The organism is Pedobacter borealis DSM 19626 (assembly GCF_000708285.2).
Lineage (GTDB): Bacteria > Bacteroidota > Bacteroidia > Sphingobacteriales > Sphingobacteriaceae > Pedobacter > Pedobacter borealis.
In genome coordinates, this window is sequence record NZ_JAUG01000113.1 from 1 (window position 1) to 13474 (window position 13474).

The 13474-nt window shown below is 38.8% G+C and carries 14 protein-coding genes; 8 read left to right on the plus strand and 6 right to left on the minus strand.

What is annotated here, in order from left to right:
* Positions 1 to 236 precede the first annotated feature (236 nt).
* The gene (locus AW17_RS21145) at positions 237 to 1067 is read right to left on the minus strand and encodes an AraC family transcriptional regulator (RefSeq protein ID WP_029279833.1); all 831 of its coding nucleotides are present in this window, start codon (positions 1065 to 1067) and stop codon (positions 237 to 239) included.
* A gap of 176 nt (positions 1068 to 1243) precedes the next feature.
* Between AW17_RS21145 and AW17_RS21150 the strand changes: the two genes are divergently transcribed.
* Positions 1244 to 1612 carry a hypothetical protein gene (locus AW17_RS21150; RefSeq protein ID WP_029279835.1) on the plus strand — a complete coding sequence of 123 codons (369 nt, stop codon included), beginning with the start codon at positions 1244 to 1246 and terminating at the stop codon, positions 1610 to 1612.
* A gap of 3 nt (positions 1613 to 1615) precedes the next feature.
* Positions 1616 to 2671 carry a glycoside hydrolase family protein gene (locus AW17_RS21155; protein ID WP_029279837.1) on the plus strand — a complete coding sequence of 352 codons (1056 nt, stop codon included), beginning with the start codon at positions 1616 to 1618 and terminating at the stop codon, positions 2669 to 2671.
* Positions 2672 to 2715: 44 nt separating this feature from the next.
* Here the strand turns inward: AW17_RS21155 and AW17_RS21160 are convergent, their stop codons facing one another.
* The 4 genes from AW17_RS21160 to AW17_RS21175 are packed head-to-tail and all read right to left on the minus strand — an operon-like array spanning position 2716 to position 5875.
* Positions 2716 to 4113 (minus strand): sensor histidine kinase, encoded by a 1398-nt coding sequence (locus AW17_RS21160; protein WP_245235119.1) that lies wholly within the window; start codon positions 4111 to 4113, stop codon positions 2716 to 2718.
* Positions 4055 to 4729 (minus strand): response regulator transcription factor, encoded by a 675-nt coding sequence (locus tag AW17_RS21165; RefSeq protein ID WP_029279842.1) that lies wholly within the window; start codon positions 4727 to 4729, stop codon positions 4055 to 4057. Before AW17_RS21165 ends, AW17_RS21160 begins: the two co-directional genes overlap by 59 nt.
* Before the next feature lie 5 nt (positions 4730 to 4734).
* On the minus strand, positions 4735 to 5586 hold the full coding sequence (locus AW17_RS21170) for a hypothetical protein (RefSeq protein ID WP_029279844.1): 852 nt from the start codon (positions 5584 to 5586) through the stop codon (positions 4735 to 4737).
* Between the two features lie 4 nt (positions 5587 to 5590).
* Complete coding sequence (locus AW17_RS21175; RefSeq protein WP_029279846.1) at positions 5591 to 5875, minus strand: hypothetical protein; 285 nt, start codon at positions 5873 to 5875, stop codon at positions 5591 to 5593.
* A 194-nt stretch (positions 5876 to 6069) separates the two neighbouring features.
* Here AW17_RS21175 and AW17_RS21180 point away from each other — a divergent pair, with 194 nt between their 5' ends.
* Both AW17_RS21180 and AW17_RS21185 read left to right on the plus strand, forming a co-directional pair.
* Positions 6070 to 6867, plus strand: a complete 798-nt coding sequence (locus AW17_RS21180) for a DUF4382 domain-containing protein (RefSeq protein ID WP_029279848.1) — start codon at positions 6070 to 6072, stop codon at positions 6865 to 6867.
* Between the two features lie 31 nt (positions 6868 to 6898).
* Positions 6899 to 7405, plus strand: a complete 507-nt coding sequence (locus AW17_RS21185; RefSeq protein WP_029279850.1) for a hypothetical protein — start codon at positions 6899 to 6901, stop codon at positions 7403 to 7405.
* Here the strand turns inward: AW17_RS21185 and AW17_RS21190 are convergent.
* Positions 7402 to 7626 (minus strand): hypothetical protein, encoded by a 225-nt coding sequence (locus tag AW17_RS21190; RefSeq protein WP_051692022.1) that lies wholly within the window; start codon positions 7624 to 7626, stop codon positions 7402 to 7404. The genes AW17_RS21185 and AW17_RS21190 overlap by 4 nt on opposite strands.
* A 241-nt stretch (positions 7627 to 7867) precedes the next feature.
* Between AW17_RS21190 and AW17_RS21195 the strand changes: the two genes are divergently transcribed.
* The 4 genes from AW17_RS21195 (at position 7868) to AW17_RS21210 (ending at position 13221) form a co-directional block, all read left to right on the plus strand.
* Positions 7868 to 9610 (plus strand): sensor histidine kinase, encoded by a 1743-nt coding sequence (locus AW17_RS21195; RefSeq protein WP_083488798.1) that lies wholly within the window; start codon positions 7868 to 7870, stop codon positions 9608 to 9610.
* Positions 9607 to 10365 (plus strand): LytR/AlgR family response regulator transcription factor, encoded by a 759-nt coding sequence (locus AW17_RS21200; protein ID WP_029279855.1) that lies wholly within the window; start codon positions 9607 to 9609, stop codon positions 10363 to 10365. Before AW17_RS21195 ends, AW17_RS21200 begins: the two co-directional genes overlap by 4 nt.
* 11 nt (positions 10366 to 10376) lie before the next feature.
* Positions 10377 to 11897 carry a TlpA family protein disulfide reductase gene (locus tag AW17_RS21205; RefSeq protein ID WP_029279857.1) on the plus strand — a complete coding sequence of 507 codons (1521 nt, stop codon included), beginning with the start codon at positions 10377 to 10379 and terminating at the stop codon, positions 11895 to 11897.
* Between the two features lie 448 nt (positions 11898 to 12345).
* Entirely contained in the window at positions 12346 to 13221 is an 876-nt protein-coding gene (locus AW17_RS21210; protein ID WP_029279859.1) for an alpha/beta fold hydrolase, read from the plus strand.
* Positions 13222 to 13474 lie beyond the last annotated feature (253 nt).

Sequence of the window (13474 nt, forward strand, 5' to 3'; positions counted from 1 at the left end):
AATTATATCTTATTTACGCCTAATCCCGCTTTATCGTCCTGCTGAATTTATTTCAGCATCTTTTTAGCGTGAAAGACCCTGAAATAAATTCAGGGTGACGACCGTCTTAACAGAAAACTTGATTAAAACGCCACAAAATGAGATTTAATAATCGAACTCAGGTTTATAATTAAAACACAAAATTCTGGAATGCTTGGGCATTAGGCTTGTATAAACGCGACAATCCTCCGTTGGGTTCAGGAGGAGAGATTAAGCAGGTCGTTGCTTAACACCTGTTTGCCTTTCTTTGCCTTTCGGGCGAATGCTGCAGGGCTAGTGCCACTATAACGTTTAAATTCTCTACTCAAGTGAGGTTGATCGGCATAACCAAACTCATGCGCCAAACTGGCCAGGTTGGCATCTGGATCATGCCACAAACGGTTGCGTACCTGCTCAAAACGCATCAGGCCCGATATATCTTTAACCGTATAGCCAGAAGAGCGTTTAAAGTTCCTTTCCAATGTGCGCACTGTTACATGGGCCGCCGCCGCAACCTCACTTACAGGTATAATACCCTTTGCTTCCTGCATTGCCATTCCAGCTTTGAACAACATGCTGTTCACAGCAACCTGCGCCCTTGTCTGTAAGAAATATTGCTTTACTTCTGCCGCCGCCTCATCTATTTTTCCATCAAGAATAAATGTGCTCAGTTTGGGTTGAAGTTGGGCTATGGGGTGCTCAAATAGATGTAATCCATGTTTGTTGGATGGGAGACCGAGCAAATCGAATACCGTCCACGGAAAGCACCTGATCCCAATGATCTCAAAACGGTTTTTCGTATAAAAAATAGCAGGCTGATTAAGTAATCCCATCATAAATGGTGAGGGTAAGGGTTGCAATTCACCATTGGAAGAAATGTTACAGCCGCTTCCAAAGTGAAAAATGATCTCTGCGTAACCATCAGGTACAACTTCAAAGCTTGATAGTTCTGCTCCAGATACTCTTCTGTTGTGCCAAAAGCACTTTATCGTATCCTGCAGCTCCTCTGGAGGTTCGAATTCTTGATGATGCATTTTTAATGGCGGCATATTCGAGGGGATTGTATGCAAGTATAGTGCTTATTACACTTATTTCAATTGGCTAAAACTTCGCAATGATTTTCGCTTTCTGATTTGTTGAAAAGAATGGCTAATGATTATATTCGTCTATCAGAAATATCGACATAGAAAAATAACCGGAAACCATTACCATGAATTATTTGTCAATGAAACTAAAAATCATTTCTATATTGTTTTTAACATTAATTATTGGATGTAAAAAAAAGGATGTTTCTTATGACCAAAATACCATCGCCTGTGGAACAAAAAATCCTTTAGAAAATTTACCCTGGCTTAAAAACGAATTTAAGGATATTGCCAATTATCCTGATATGAATGGTATCGTACTTTATGAATATAATGGCGAAGAAGTGATCAATATTTATAAATCATATTATAGCAGTACATACGGAAGGCCGTTTTATTGTGATGGCAAACAAATGCAATTTAGCTCTGGTGAAGATTTGAAAAACTATCTTCAGAAAAGGAAGAAAATAGCTGTTTTATTCGGTGAAAAATTTGATCTTACGCCCTGAAATATGAAGAAATTAAAGCTCATCTGCTACATTATCTTTCTTCTGGTTTCCGTTTCATGGGCACAAAATTCTAGTGATACATTGCATTTTAAAGATAATTTGTTGCCAATTTCGCAACAGAATATTTTTAAGGTAGAGGGTTACTACAGTTGGTGTCCTTCAATTATTAAAACGGGCGACGGCAAGTACCACATGTTTTATTCCCGATGGAAAAAGCAATATGGTTTTTCGGGCTGGTTAACATTTTCAGAAATTGCACATGCCACAGCTGATCAACCTGCTGGCCCCTGGAAAGACTTAGGCGTTGTTTTAACCGCACGAGGTAAGGGTTATTGGGATGCCATTAATATGCATAATCCACGCATTCATTATTTCGATGGAAAATATTACCTCTACTATATTTCTACACATATGGATAATGAGCTATATGGCGATAGTACATTAATAGAAAATGCAAGGCTGTGGAGTAAAAGTCCGAATTGGATGTTGCTACGAAACAATCAGCGCACCGGGGTTGCGGTAAGTAAATCCATTAATGGACCCTGGAAGCGATTAAACCAACCTATTATTGAACCTTCAGGGCCTATAAGCTTGCTTACGGTAAATCCTACAATTACAAAAGGGGCAGACGGCCATTATTACCTTATTGTAAAGGGCGATAGAATTAAGGGCGGTGGTGCCAGAAACCAGGCATTGGCAATAGGAAAAACACCTACTGGCCCATTTATAATGCAGCCCAAACCGGTAATTGACTATATGAACACCGAAGATATGGCGATGTGGTATGATACCAAAAGAAAATATTATTATTCGGTTTTCCATAATGATAATATTATATACATGGTTAGTTCGCCTGATGGGATCAATTGGCAACGGGCAACTGAATTTGAAATCTTAAAGCCAGATATCTTAATGGCTGATGGATCAAGATTTAAACCACTGGAATTGCAACGCCCTTTTTTATATCAGGAAAATGGAATTCCTCTTGTTTTAGCTGTAGCAACAAGGGATAAAAATGATAGTTATCTCTTTTTTATTCCCATTAAATCTGTTAAATAAATTTTAGGAGAACGGAACAATCATTTATAGCCAGGCTTCCAGCATTAGGTTATAGCTTTGCTATTGTGTTGCTCTACTTCGAAAATAACTTTAAAACTTGCTCCCTCACCCAGTATTGAGTTTACCTGAACCTTTAAGTTAAGGTAATTCGCTATGCTTTTTACAATGGCCAGGCCTAAGCCATAGCCTGCATTTTCGGCATGCCCCGTTTTTTTAAAACGATCAAATACATGTGGTATATCTTCTGCTTTAATGCCTTGACCACTATCGCTAACCTGAATGGAATAATGACCTTTTTCAAGAAGATCAGAAATCTGTATACGCCCATTTTCTTTGTTAAACTTAATGGCGTTGTTAATTAGGTTATAAAAGAGCTGAAATAAAAGATCATGATTGATGTTGCTTAAACGTTTGTTATGGCTAAGGTCGATGTCGATCTGAATGTTTTTTTCCTCGAGCCTATGGCTTATTTCTTCCACTATTTCATTAAAGAGTGTTTGCGGTTCTATCTCATCCTGTTTGGAGAATTGCTCATTTTCTATTCTTGAGATGAGTAGGAGCGAGCGCGATATTTTCTTTAACCGCTCTAGTGTTTTCATCATATCAACAATGTGTTCCTGTATCGCTTCTGATGCCGATTCTTCGGTAAGCAGGTTTTCCATCTTGTTTTGTAATATACTAATGGGCGTCATAAACTCATGCGAGGCATTGGCCGTAAATTCCCGCTCCTTTTCAAAAGCCTCGTTAATCTGGTCCATTAACGAAATGAGCGAATGATCGAGGTATTTAAAGTCTTGCGTACTGGTGTTAATATGGCCATGTTTCTTTTTAAAGGGAAACCGGCTATTGGTTAGCCTTAATTTGATAATCTGACCAAGTGGTTTAATTAACTGCCGGGTAAAAATCAAATCTATAATAATACTTAGGGCAATAAGAATGATAAGCACGTATAAAGCGAAGCGTTGGAGCGCATCGTTATAAAGGTTGATGCTGGCAGTGGTTTTACCGATTTCTAAGAGGTAGTTTTTTTGGTTTTTTTGAAAAGTAAAACTCAGTACCCGATACGCGATGGTATCTTGTTCTACAATACGTTTGGTATCGCGTATGGTATCTAATTTCAGTTTTTGTGCTACTGTTTCGAGTGCAATGTATTCGTCTTTCAGCATGGTGTAGCTCCCATAACTGTTATCCCCTTCGAAGTAATAATCTATTCCCTTTTTATTGATGTTTTGGAGTACTTTTTTCTGCTGGTTTCTGAGTGAAAAGTTGGTGTAGTTAGCAGCAATCTGCCCGATCAGGAAAGGAAGCAACAGGATAAACAGACCTACAATGGCAAGTTTAGATCCGGTAATAAATAAAGTAAGTTTAGTAGATAGTTTCAAATTACTTTTTAATTCTATAACCAACGCCTCTAACAGTTTCCAGCCATTCGGTAGGGGCATAACCATTTAATTTCTTCCTGATATTTTTAATGTGTGCATCAATGTAGTTCGAGTCGTAATCATCATCAACAAAGTTGCCCCAAATATGTTCGCTTAATTGCATCCGGGTAAGCACCCTGTTTTTATGCAGTAAAAGGTAGCTTAAAAGATCAAATTCTTTGCGCGAAAGTTCAATCTGCTCCTCCTCAAAAAATACAAAGCGTTTTTGCAGATCGATGTTAAAGTTTCCAAGGGGAATTAACGCTTCGGCCACTTTAAACTTTCGCCTGGCAATGGCCTGCATCCGCGATTGAAGTTCGGGTAAAAAGAAAGGCTTCGCTAAATAATCGTCTGCGCCCATATCTAAGCCCGCTACGCGGTCTTCTAATTTACCTCTGGCTGTAAGAATAATGTAAGCTGCGTCTGGATTGCTTTTCTTAGCCTTGCTGAGCAGCTCAAAGCCATCGCCATCTGGTAAACCTAAATCAATCAGCACATAATCATATTGGTTCAGCTCTAGCTTATTAGAACCCTGTTTAAAGCTATGGGCCAGATCGCACAAGAAGAAAGCCTTTTTAAGAAACTTTTCCATTTCAAAGGCAAGCGTTTTTTCATCTTCTATGATCAGTACCTTCATGCGGATTAAAATTGATAATAAACTGCTAAACCAAAGAATGATTGTTGATGTTTTACATTTTCTTCTTTTCTGTTTCCAAGTATGGAGAATTGATAACTGGCCTCTGCAAGGAAATTTCCATTACTCCAGTTTAAAGGTAACTTAAAATTGTAAGACAATAGTTTAAACTGATTGACCGTATTTTCAACTACCTCGGTGGTGCTCCCATTAACGATTCCGGGCGCGGTATCACTTTTTCCCTTTCCATTCCCATTCGAGTTCTGCCTTTTGTTTTTTTCGACGATATAGGTTTCGTAAAAGTGGGTGGTACCTGCAGTAATCTCTACAGCTGGCGTAATTGAAATAAGATTCTTTTCGTTGAATACTGCTCCCAGTTCGATTTCTTTTGAATTTCCAAAACTGATAAATCCATCGGTTTGCTTTCCGAAGGCCAAATCGAGACTAAGATCTGTTTTAAACCAGGGCCATTTGTAAGCGGTCGATGCATTGATGTTATTGTTGTTGGATGCCTGAAGCAAAGGAGAATTAGCAGGAAAAAAAGAATGGGTATAGGCTAGTCCGGCGGTAAGTTTTTCATTAAAATCATAATCGTAACCTACGCCTAAATCTGTTTCCGAAATGGTTGAGCCATAATTTAAGAGCTTATAACCACCGCCCGAAAAATATAAACCGCTTGGAAACCGTAAGGTAGCGTTAAAGAGTACATACGGGTATTTTTCAGGAGTAACCTGCCCGTAATAATTAATGTTACTATTGTACATGGCCGCAAGTGTAAGCGTAGCTTTGGTCGAATCTTGCTGTGCTTTTACATTTGATATCGCCAAAAATGAGAAGAAAATTAAGAGACGGACGCGCATATAGTTATGGCCTTTTAATCTTAGGTTTAATAATCTTGATGGGTTTTACCTTTACATTGGGCTTTACCGCCATGGGTTTTAGCTGTTTTTTGGCTTTTGGTACTTCTTTGATCTGAAGTGGCTCAGGTTGTTGATTTTCGGGCTGTTTGTCTTTTTTTTCTTTATCCTGTTTTTTAATCAGTTCTTCCTGCTGATTTGAAACAGTTAAAGCGGTAGAATCTTGTTGCACGGCAAAAACACCCGATAACGGGGCAATTGCCAGGCAAAAAATAACGGCGAATCGGATCATTTTATAAATATAAAAAAAGTTTACCCCCTAAGAGGTAAACCCTACCTAAAAACCACCATATATGGTGCGCTCACATTTCAAAAGTAGATTGGCAACATGAAATTAAGATGAAAAAAATAAATTTAAAATTTCATGTTGGTTTCATCTTCGGCCCTCAACTTTGAAGCGTAAAACTTTAAATAAAATCTACAGTTATGAAAACAAATTTTGTAAATACCATTTTAGCCGTCTTCGTTGTAATCGGGATGACTGCCTTTTATGGATGTAAAAAAAATGAATCAAGCCAGGGAACAACTAAAGTTCAGATTAAAATGACCGATGCCCCGGGTAACTTCGATAAGATTAACTTAAGTGTAAAAGAGATTGTACTGGTATCAGGCGATAAACCTTATGTATTTGCAGCAAGTGCGGGTATATTCGATATTCTTGATTTTAGGATGGGCACAAGTAACCCTGATATTTTGGTTGCTTCAGGTGAAATGCCTTCAGGTGAAATTACTGAAATCAGACTGGTACTTAACGAAACCGGAAATACAATTGTGGTAAATGGGGTTCAGCAGGAACTTAAAACACCAAGTGCACAATCTTCTGGCTGGAAAGTAAAATTAACCGCTAATCCTGAATTGGTTGAAGGCGCTGCTTATACACTTCTATTAGACTTTGATGCGGCGAAATCTATCGTAAGCACCGGAAACGGAAAATACTTATTAAAACCAGTGGTACGTGGAATCGCGTCAGCAACTACCGGATTAATTTCGGGAACTGTTTTGCCTTTAGCAAGCCATCCTGAAGTTTTGGTTATTGCTGGTACAGATACTGTGGGTACCGTTGCCGATCCTTTAACTGGTAAATTTACAGTTGGTGGCTTATCTTCAGGTACCTACTCAGTTAAATTTGCACCGGTTGTTGGTTATAGAGATAGTACCATTACTGCTGTTAAAGTGGCTTTAGGGCAAAACACATCGTTGGGCACGGTTACTTTAAAACAGTAAAACCCCATTATTCATATCTAAATTTAAAACGATGAAAAAGCTATTCTTGTTGTTGTTACTCGTGGTAAGCAGCAGCCTCACTTTTAAATCTCAGGCCCAGGTAAGTGTAAATATAAACATTGGTGCACAGCCGGCATGGGGCCCGGTTGGTTACGATTATGTAGATTATTACTACCTGCCCGATATTGAGAGCTATTATTATGTACCTAAAAAACAGTTTATTTATATGGGTGCAGGAGGCTGGGTTTTTACCACATCCCTTCCACCGAGATATAGCGGATATGATTTATATAACGGCTACAAGGTAGTAATTAACTCACGTCAGCCTTATCGTTATTTCGAAACCCACAAAGTAAAATATGCCAAATTTAAAGGCAACCATGGTCAATCAGCAATAGGGAAAGGGAAAGGCCAGAAATATTCGCCGGCTAAGGGTTATTCCAAAGTTTATAAAGGTGATAAAGGAAAACCCTCACAGCATTTTAATAAAGGAAACGGAAATGGCAAAGGCCATGGAAACGGTAAGGGAAAACATTAGTTGTTTGTGTAATAAAGAAAGAAACCCTCCAAATTTGGAGGGTTTTCTTTTTTAATTTTTTTTTGTTGTCCTGGCGCAAAAGGTCTGGCAGATTTTGAACCTGTTCCTTTTTTGGCTTGCCCTGGAGGAACTTTGCCGCTATTACCAGCAGTTCTGATACTATAACAAGCACTGGTAAGCAGCATTACCGATAACGCTACAATAAGATATATCTGTTTCATGATAATAAGTAAGCGATAACTATGCCAATTGCTGTTATCTCATTAGCATCTCGCTGAGCGCTAAAATAAAACAGGTCTTCTTGAGTTTACGTTTTATAATTATCCATACCTGCCAAAGAAGGCGCGCGCCATAGATGCTGAAATTTACCTGATTCAAAATAGAACCTGCCAGATTCAAATCAGCGTATACAAGCAATGATTGAAAGCCTTTACTTTGAACTTAATAATTTCAAACAAGCAGATGCGCAGTACAATCATATTTATACTTTTCTATTTTTGCCAAATCTTTTGCTTTGCACAAAAGCTGGAGATGAACCTGGATAGCATTCACCCTGTTATCAAATACGATCAGCATGGCGATTCTATCCGTAAATATTTCTCCAATACTTTCTACAGCCACAATTCAAGATTTACTGAACAGAACAACCTGTTAATTTCAGCGTTTTATTCCAACAAACTGGCGGTAAACTACAGGCATGTGCTGGAGAAAATACCACAATTAAAAACCTATTCCATTAAACAATCGGGGGTATATGCTCAGGCTAGAGATAGTTATGCCGGTGTATTTGCTGTGCCCATATTTGATTCAACCGGGATTATCATTACTGTAAATGGCATTAATGCTCAAAATGCTGCTAAATACCAGTTCAGGGTGCTGGAAAATAATAAAAAGGAGGTATTGCCATGGACAACCCCTAAAATATTTACCAACACGTATTGGATGACTAAAATTGCTGACTCTGCTAAAATAGATGATGTTACGGCTTATCTGGGACAGTTTAAAGGTGCTTATGGCAATGCTTTAACCTTCCAGGTGCGGCAAACCGATCAACCAGACAGTATTAAAACTTCGTTATCTGCCTACTGGGTAAAATGGCAGCCCAGGGTAGTTGGTGTATTTACATTTTCTCAACTCCCTGAGTTTTTAAGCATTTTTAAAGAACAATGGAAGGACTTAAGGATAAATGAAAAACCCGTAGATTGGACTAAGGATTCTACACTCCTAAAACTGAAAAAAGAATTCCGTTACAATGAAAATAACCTGATTTTCTATTTAGACGATATCATCAAGTCTAAAAACATCATCGAATACAACCTGGTAAAAGGTGCCGACAGTACCGGCTGGGCGGTAAACGATTTCGATTTTAACCTGGTTTGGCTCAAGAATCTTTCGCCAGGTAAATATGAACTGCTTATCCGCTATAGTGTACAGCGCGCACATGTATGCAAATACACGTTTACCATCCATCCGGCATGGTACCAAACATTATGGGCCAAAATAGGGCTTTGTATGCTTGGCCTGCTGGCTATAGGCTTCATTGTACTATTGCGGCGATCAGCTAAGCAGACCGAAAAGCTGAAAGCTCAAGATACCTTAAAACAATTGGTTCAAACCGAGCTCAAGTCTATCCGCTCTCAATTTAATCCGCATTTTGTGTTCAATGCACTAAGTTCCATACAAGGTCTGATCACCAAAAATGACTCGGAAAATGCTTCGAAATATCTGATCGAATTCAGCAACCTGATGCGCGAATCGTTAAAAGCCACCAACAACGAATTTGTAAGTATATCCAGCGAAATCAAGATCCTCGAAAATTATCTAAATCTGGAGAAACTACGCTTCGGCTTCACTTATGAGATATCAGCAAGTAGCCAGATAGACACCAATGCAATAGAAATTCCGAGCCTCTTTTTACAACCACTGGTAGAGAATGCTGTAAAACACGGGATATCTTCATTACAGGAGCAAGGGAGGCTTAGGGTTTTATTTGATAAGATAGGCAATGATATGTCTGTTCAGGTGATCGACAATGGTAGGGGATTCGATCAAATGCATCAATCAAACGGATTTGGATTGCAGCTCACTAAAGAAAGGATCAAACTATTGAACCAAACACTTAACGCACAACAGATTGAATTTTCTGTAAACCGAATGGAAAATGAAACACAAGTTACCATCTATTTCAAAAACTGGTTAATATGATAAGAGCTGTAATAATAGACGACGAAAAAAACAACATTGAAAACATGGTAAGCTTGCTCCAGAAATATGAATTGCCAGTTACCATCGTAGGTTCGGCCACCAACGCCGATGATGCCATTTCGACCATCGTAGCCACTAATCCGGATTTGCTGTTCCTGGATATACAAATGCCTGAGAAGAATGGATTTGATGTGCTAAAAGCATTGCCCCACTACCAGTTTGAGGTAATATTTGTAACCGCCTTCGATCAGTACGGTATTCAGGCAGTGAAATTTTCCGCTATAGATTACCTGCTTAAACCGGTGAACCCTGAGGAACTAAAAGCATCAATTACAAAGGTTGAAACCAAGCTGAACCAGCGTAAACAAAACTTTCAGCTGGAAAATTTAATGGAGCTCATTAAAAATAAGGATGCCAAAAAGGACCACAAATTAGCGCTTGCCTCAACCAAAGAAATCAGGTTTGTACATACCGATGAGATTATCCGCTGCGAATCGTCAAATGCCTATACGCAGTTCTATCTTACCGATGGCAAAAATATCATGGTATCAAAGCCCATTTTCGAATATGAAGAAATGCTCAGCAATTACGATTTTATCCGCTGTCACCAGTCTCATTTAGTGAATTCAAAATTTATAAAAAGTTTGGTTAAAGAGGACAGCGGTTACCTGTTATTGAACGACGATACCCGCATCCCCATTTCGAGAGGCAAAAAAGAAAACGTACTTAAAGCATTAAACACCATAAAAAAATAAAACCAATCAAAATGAAACGTATCTTATATTTCTTATTACTGCTTAGCTGCACCCAGGTGCATGCACAAAGCAGCGGCCCTCTTCAAATAGAGGATGAAAAAATGAGCAGCTACCTTGCTAATCGTAAGCCAGCAACATTAACCATTCAGGTCAAAAATCTTCCTGATAGTATTAAAAAGGTTAATGTCGAATTAACGCTGGTACAGATGGGTGTTGGTTTTCAGGTTAGCAAATTTGCAGAAACAGATGCCACCGGCCTGGCAAAAGTTGTACTCGATCAGAATTTACCTTATCAACAAATCTGGTTAAGTGTGGGACGTTATTTATACGCCGGCATTTATGTTAACTCAGGGCTAACCGTAGTGCTCGATGCAAAGAAACTAGAGAAGGCAGCATTTATGATTGCCGATGGAGTGGAATACCTTGGCGATGACGGAAAGCTGAACACCATAATGAATAAAAATGTCCTTTTTAAACGGAAGGAAAAAGGAGATCTGGATAAAAGCCTCCGGAATTTAAGAAAACTGAAACAACAAGATACAGAAGAATCCTTCCTGACTAGAATTGACTCTATTAAAAATGCACTATTAAAAATAGATGAAGAATTTATTGCCAATCATCCCGATTATGCCTGGGCGACCACAAATGAAACTTTATCAGGTTTTTACGGAAATATATGTTTAGCCTATCGAGGGGACCTGATGCCAGCTAAGCTTTTTAATGAAATCAGGAATCATAAACCTTATTTTGTAAGTAATGATGGCTCCACTTTTTATCGCTACCTGCAAAGCTATTCTATGAATGGAAAACTGCCAAAAGAGAAAGGGCTGCCAGGTACGCTTGCATTGATAGATAGTTTGTATAGTCCACAGAAATCGGATATATTGAAGTTATTTCTTTTAGATGCATATAAAGACCTGTTTTCTACCGCTTATCCCACCATCATCAATAGTATAACAACGCCATGGTGCAAAAGCGTATCAACAAACGAACTGGCCAAAGCTAATCTTAATCAAAAAAAGGTAGAAAACTTATTTGCCACATCAAAACAACCAGAGGATGCAAACATTGGCAAACCTTTGGTGAAACTACCTTTTGAGGCCGACCTTTACGAAGTAGATGAAAAAATAAAAGCGGAAGATTTACTGATTAATCTAAAATCAAAATTCCCCAAAAAGGCACTAATTATCGATATCTGGGCTACCTGGTGTGGACCTTGTTTAGCGGATCTGCCTTCAAGCAAAAGCCTACATGAGAAAAATAAGGACTTACCAGTAGCCTATATTTATTTGTGTACCACAGGCGGCTCTAATATAGATTTGTGGAAAAAGAATATCGTCAAAATGGAGATCCCCGGTACCCACGTTTTCATCAATGAAAAAGTATTGGCACAGTTAAGAACGATCCTGAATGCCGAAGGTGGATTTCCAACTTATGTTGCTGTTGATATGAATGGCAAAGCCAATTCAAAAGCGATCAGCTATATGGGTGCTTTGAATAGAGAAAGCCTCAAAAAAGTAGCAGGGCTTTAAACGAGAGCTTTCATTGCCTCTCACTAGGGTTTTACAAGAATTCTACGGACTACAATATTGCAGTACTAGGAATTATCACTATGGATGCTATACAGGGAGTCTACTATCCCAGAAAATCCTTAGGGTAAGTTTGCTGATTGTATTTCAAATCCATCTCTTTTAATAATTGTTTTCGCTCTTCTGTTAATTCAGGAATGGGTAGCGTTTGTCCAGGAATGACAGGCGTACCTATTTCCTGAAACAGATTTTCCAGTCCGGCGGGTTTTGACTATGTTTAAAAGATCTCTACTGCGGTCGAGATGACGATTCCACACGACCTAAAATGCAACCTCAAATCTGTAATGTCGCAATTCGCTACCGAAGTTGTCGTTTTTACGTCGCGTTAAAGCCCCGAATGAATCTCATATTTGTATAGTTAATATAGTTCAAACTAAATTTAAATAGCGTTATGAAAAATTTATTCCAAACACGTAATATCCTTAAATCAGTACTATTCTTTGCAATCATCATTTTTGCAGCAGCTCAATCAAAAGCGCAACAGCTTAAACCTGTCGAGAGTGGTTATGCACCGGTTAATGGCCTTAAAGTTTATTACGAAGTATACGGTGAGGGTAAACCGCTCATCTTACTGCATGGTGCTTTTATGACCATCGAAACAAACTGGGGACAGTTAATACCCGAATTATCGAAAACCAGAAAAGTAATCGCCGTCGAATTGCAGGGGCATGGGCACACACTATTTTCAGACCGGAAATTAGATCAGGCTACCCTGGCAAGTGATGTGGAAGGGGTAATGAATCATTTAAAAGTAGACAGCGCCGATGTTGCAGGGTATAGCATGGGTGGCTCTATAGCTTATAAGTTGACCATACAAAGCCCTAAACGCGTAAAAAAATTAGTAATCATTTCTTCTACTTATAAAAGTACTGGCTGGAGACCTGAAATAGCAGGTGCATTTAAAAATATGAAGCCTGAAATGTTTGCAAATACACCTATGAAAACGGCATATGATGCGGTAGCGCCTGACAAAACAAAATGGACAAAGTTTATAGAACAGATGATTGTTTTTGCCGGGACAACATTCGACATGGGAGACGCCAATATTGCGAAAATTACTTCACCCGTATTAATCATCGCAGGAGATAATGATGGCCTGGATAAAGTAGAGCTAAGTAAAACCTACCAATTACTGGGCGGTGACAAATTTTCCGATATGGGGCCGATGCCAAAATCTCATTTGGCCATTGTTCCAGGTCAGGGGCATGTGAGTTTAATGATGCAGACGAAAACAATATCAACTTACCTAAATGATTTTTTAAAGTAATATAGATCAAAAGAAGAGTCTGTGTCATAAGTTGTGATTCCATTCGAACTTGTCACGTTGTCCAAAGGACTCCTACGGAGAGCTTCCCGATTCATCCTATCGTGTGGACACATCTTTATATGTGTCCCATCCTTCTTTTGCTGCTCTAAAATACCTTAGTCCGATCCATAGGGTTGTTATTCCTGGTGTCCGCTTGCTTTCATAACCTTTCCAACCTCCCAATCTTGCCAGTACCCATACATATCTTTTCAAA

Coding starts and splice junctions, on each gene's coding strand:
- AW17_RS21145 (WP_029279833.1), bottom strand. CDS start 1,067: ATGCCGCCATTAAAAATGCATCATCAAGAATTCGAACCTCCAGAGGAG.
- AW17_RS21150 (WP_029279835.1), top strand. CDS start 1,244: ATGAAACTAAAAATCATTTCTATATTGTTTTTAACATTAATTATTGGA.
- AW17_RS21155 (WP_029279837.1), top strand. CDS start 1,616: ATGAAGAAATTAAAGCTCATCTGCTACATTATCTTTCTTCTGGTTTCC.
- AW17_RS21160 (WP_245235119.1), bottom strand. CDS start 4,113: ATGCCCCTACCGAATGGCTGGAAACTGTTAGAGGCGTTGGTTATAGAA.
- AW17_RS21165 (WP_029279842.1), bottom strand. CDS start 4,729: ATGAAGGTACTGATCATAGAAGATGAAAAAACGCTTGCCTTTGAAATG.
- AW17_RS21170 (WP_029279844.1), bottom strand. CDS start 5,586: ATGCGCGTCCGTCTCTTAATTTTCTTCTCATTTTTGGCGATATCAAAT.
- AW17_RS21175 (WP_029279846.1), bottom strand. CDS start 5,875: ATGATCCGATTCGCCGTTATTTTTTGCCTGGCAATTGCCCCGTTATCG.
- AW17_RS21180 (WP_029279848.1), top strand. CDS start 6,070: ATGAAAACAAATTTTGTAAATACCATTTTAGCCGTCTTCGTTGTAATC.
- AW17_RS21185 (WP_029279850.1), top strand. CDS start 6,899: ATGAAAAAGCTATTCTTGTTGTTGTTACTCGTGGTAAGCAGCAGCCTC.
- AW17_RS21190 (WP_051692022.1), bottom strand. CDS start 7,626: ATGAAACAGATATATCTTATTGTAGCGTTATCGGTAATGCTGCTTACC.
- AW17_RS21195 (WP_083488798.1), top strand. CDS start 7,868: ATGCGCAGTACAATCATATTTATACTTTTCTATTTTTGCCAAATCTTT.
- AW17_RS21200 (WP_029279855.1), top strand. CDS start 9,607: ATGATAAGAGCTGTAATAATAGACGACGAAAAAAACAACATTGAAAAC.
- AW17_RS21205 (WP_029279857.1), top strand. CDS start 10,377: ATGAAACGTATCTTATATTTCTTATTACTGCTTAGCTGCACCCAGGTG.
- AW17_RS21210 (WP_029279859.1), top strand. CDS start 12,346: ATGAAAAATTTATTCCAAACACGTAATATCCTTAAATCAGTACTATTC.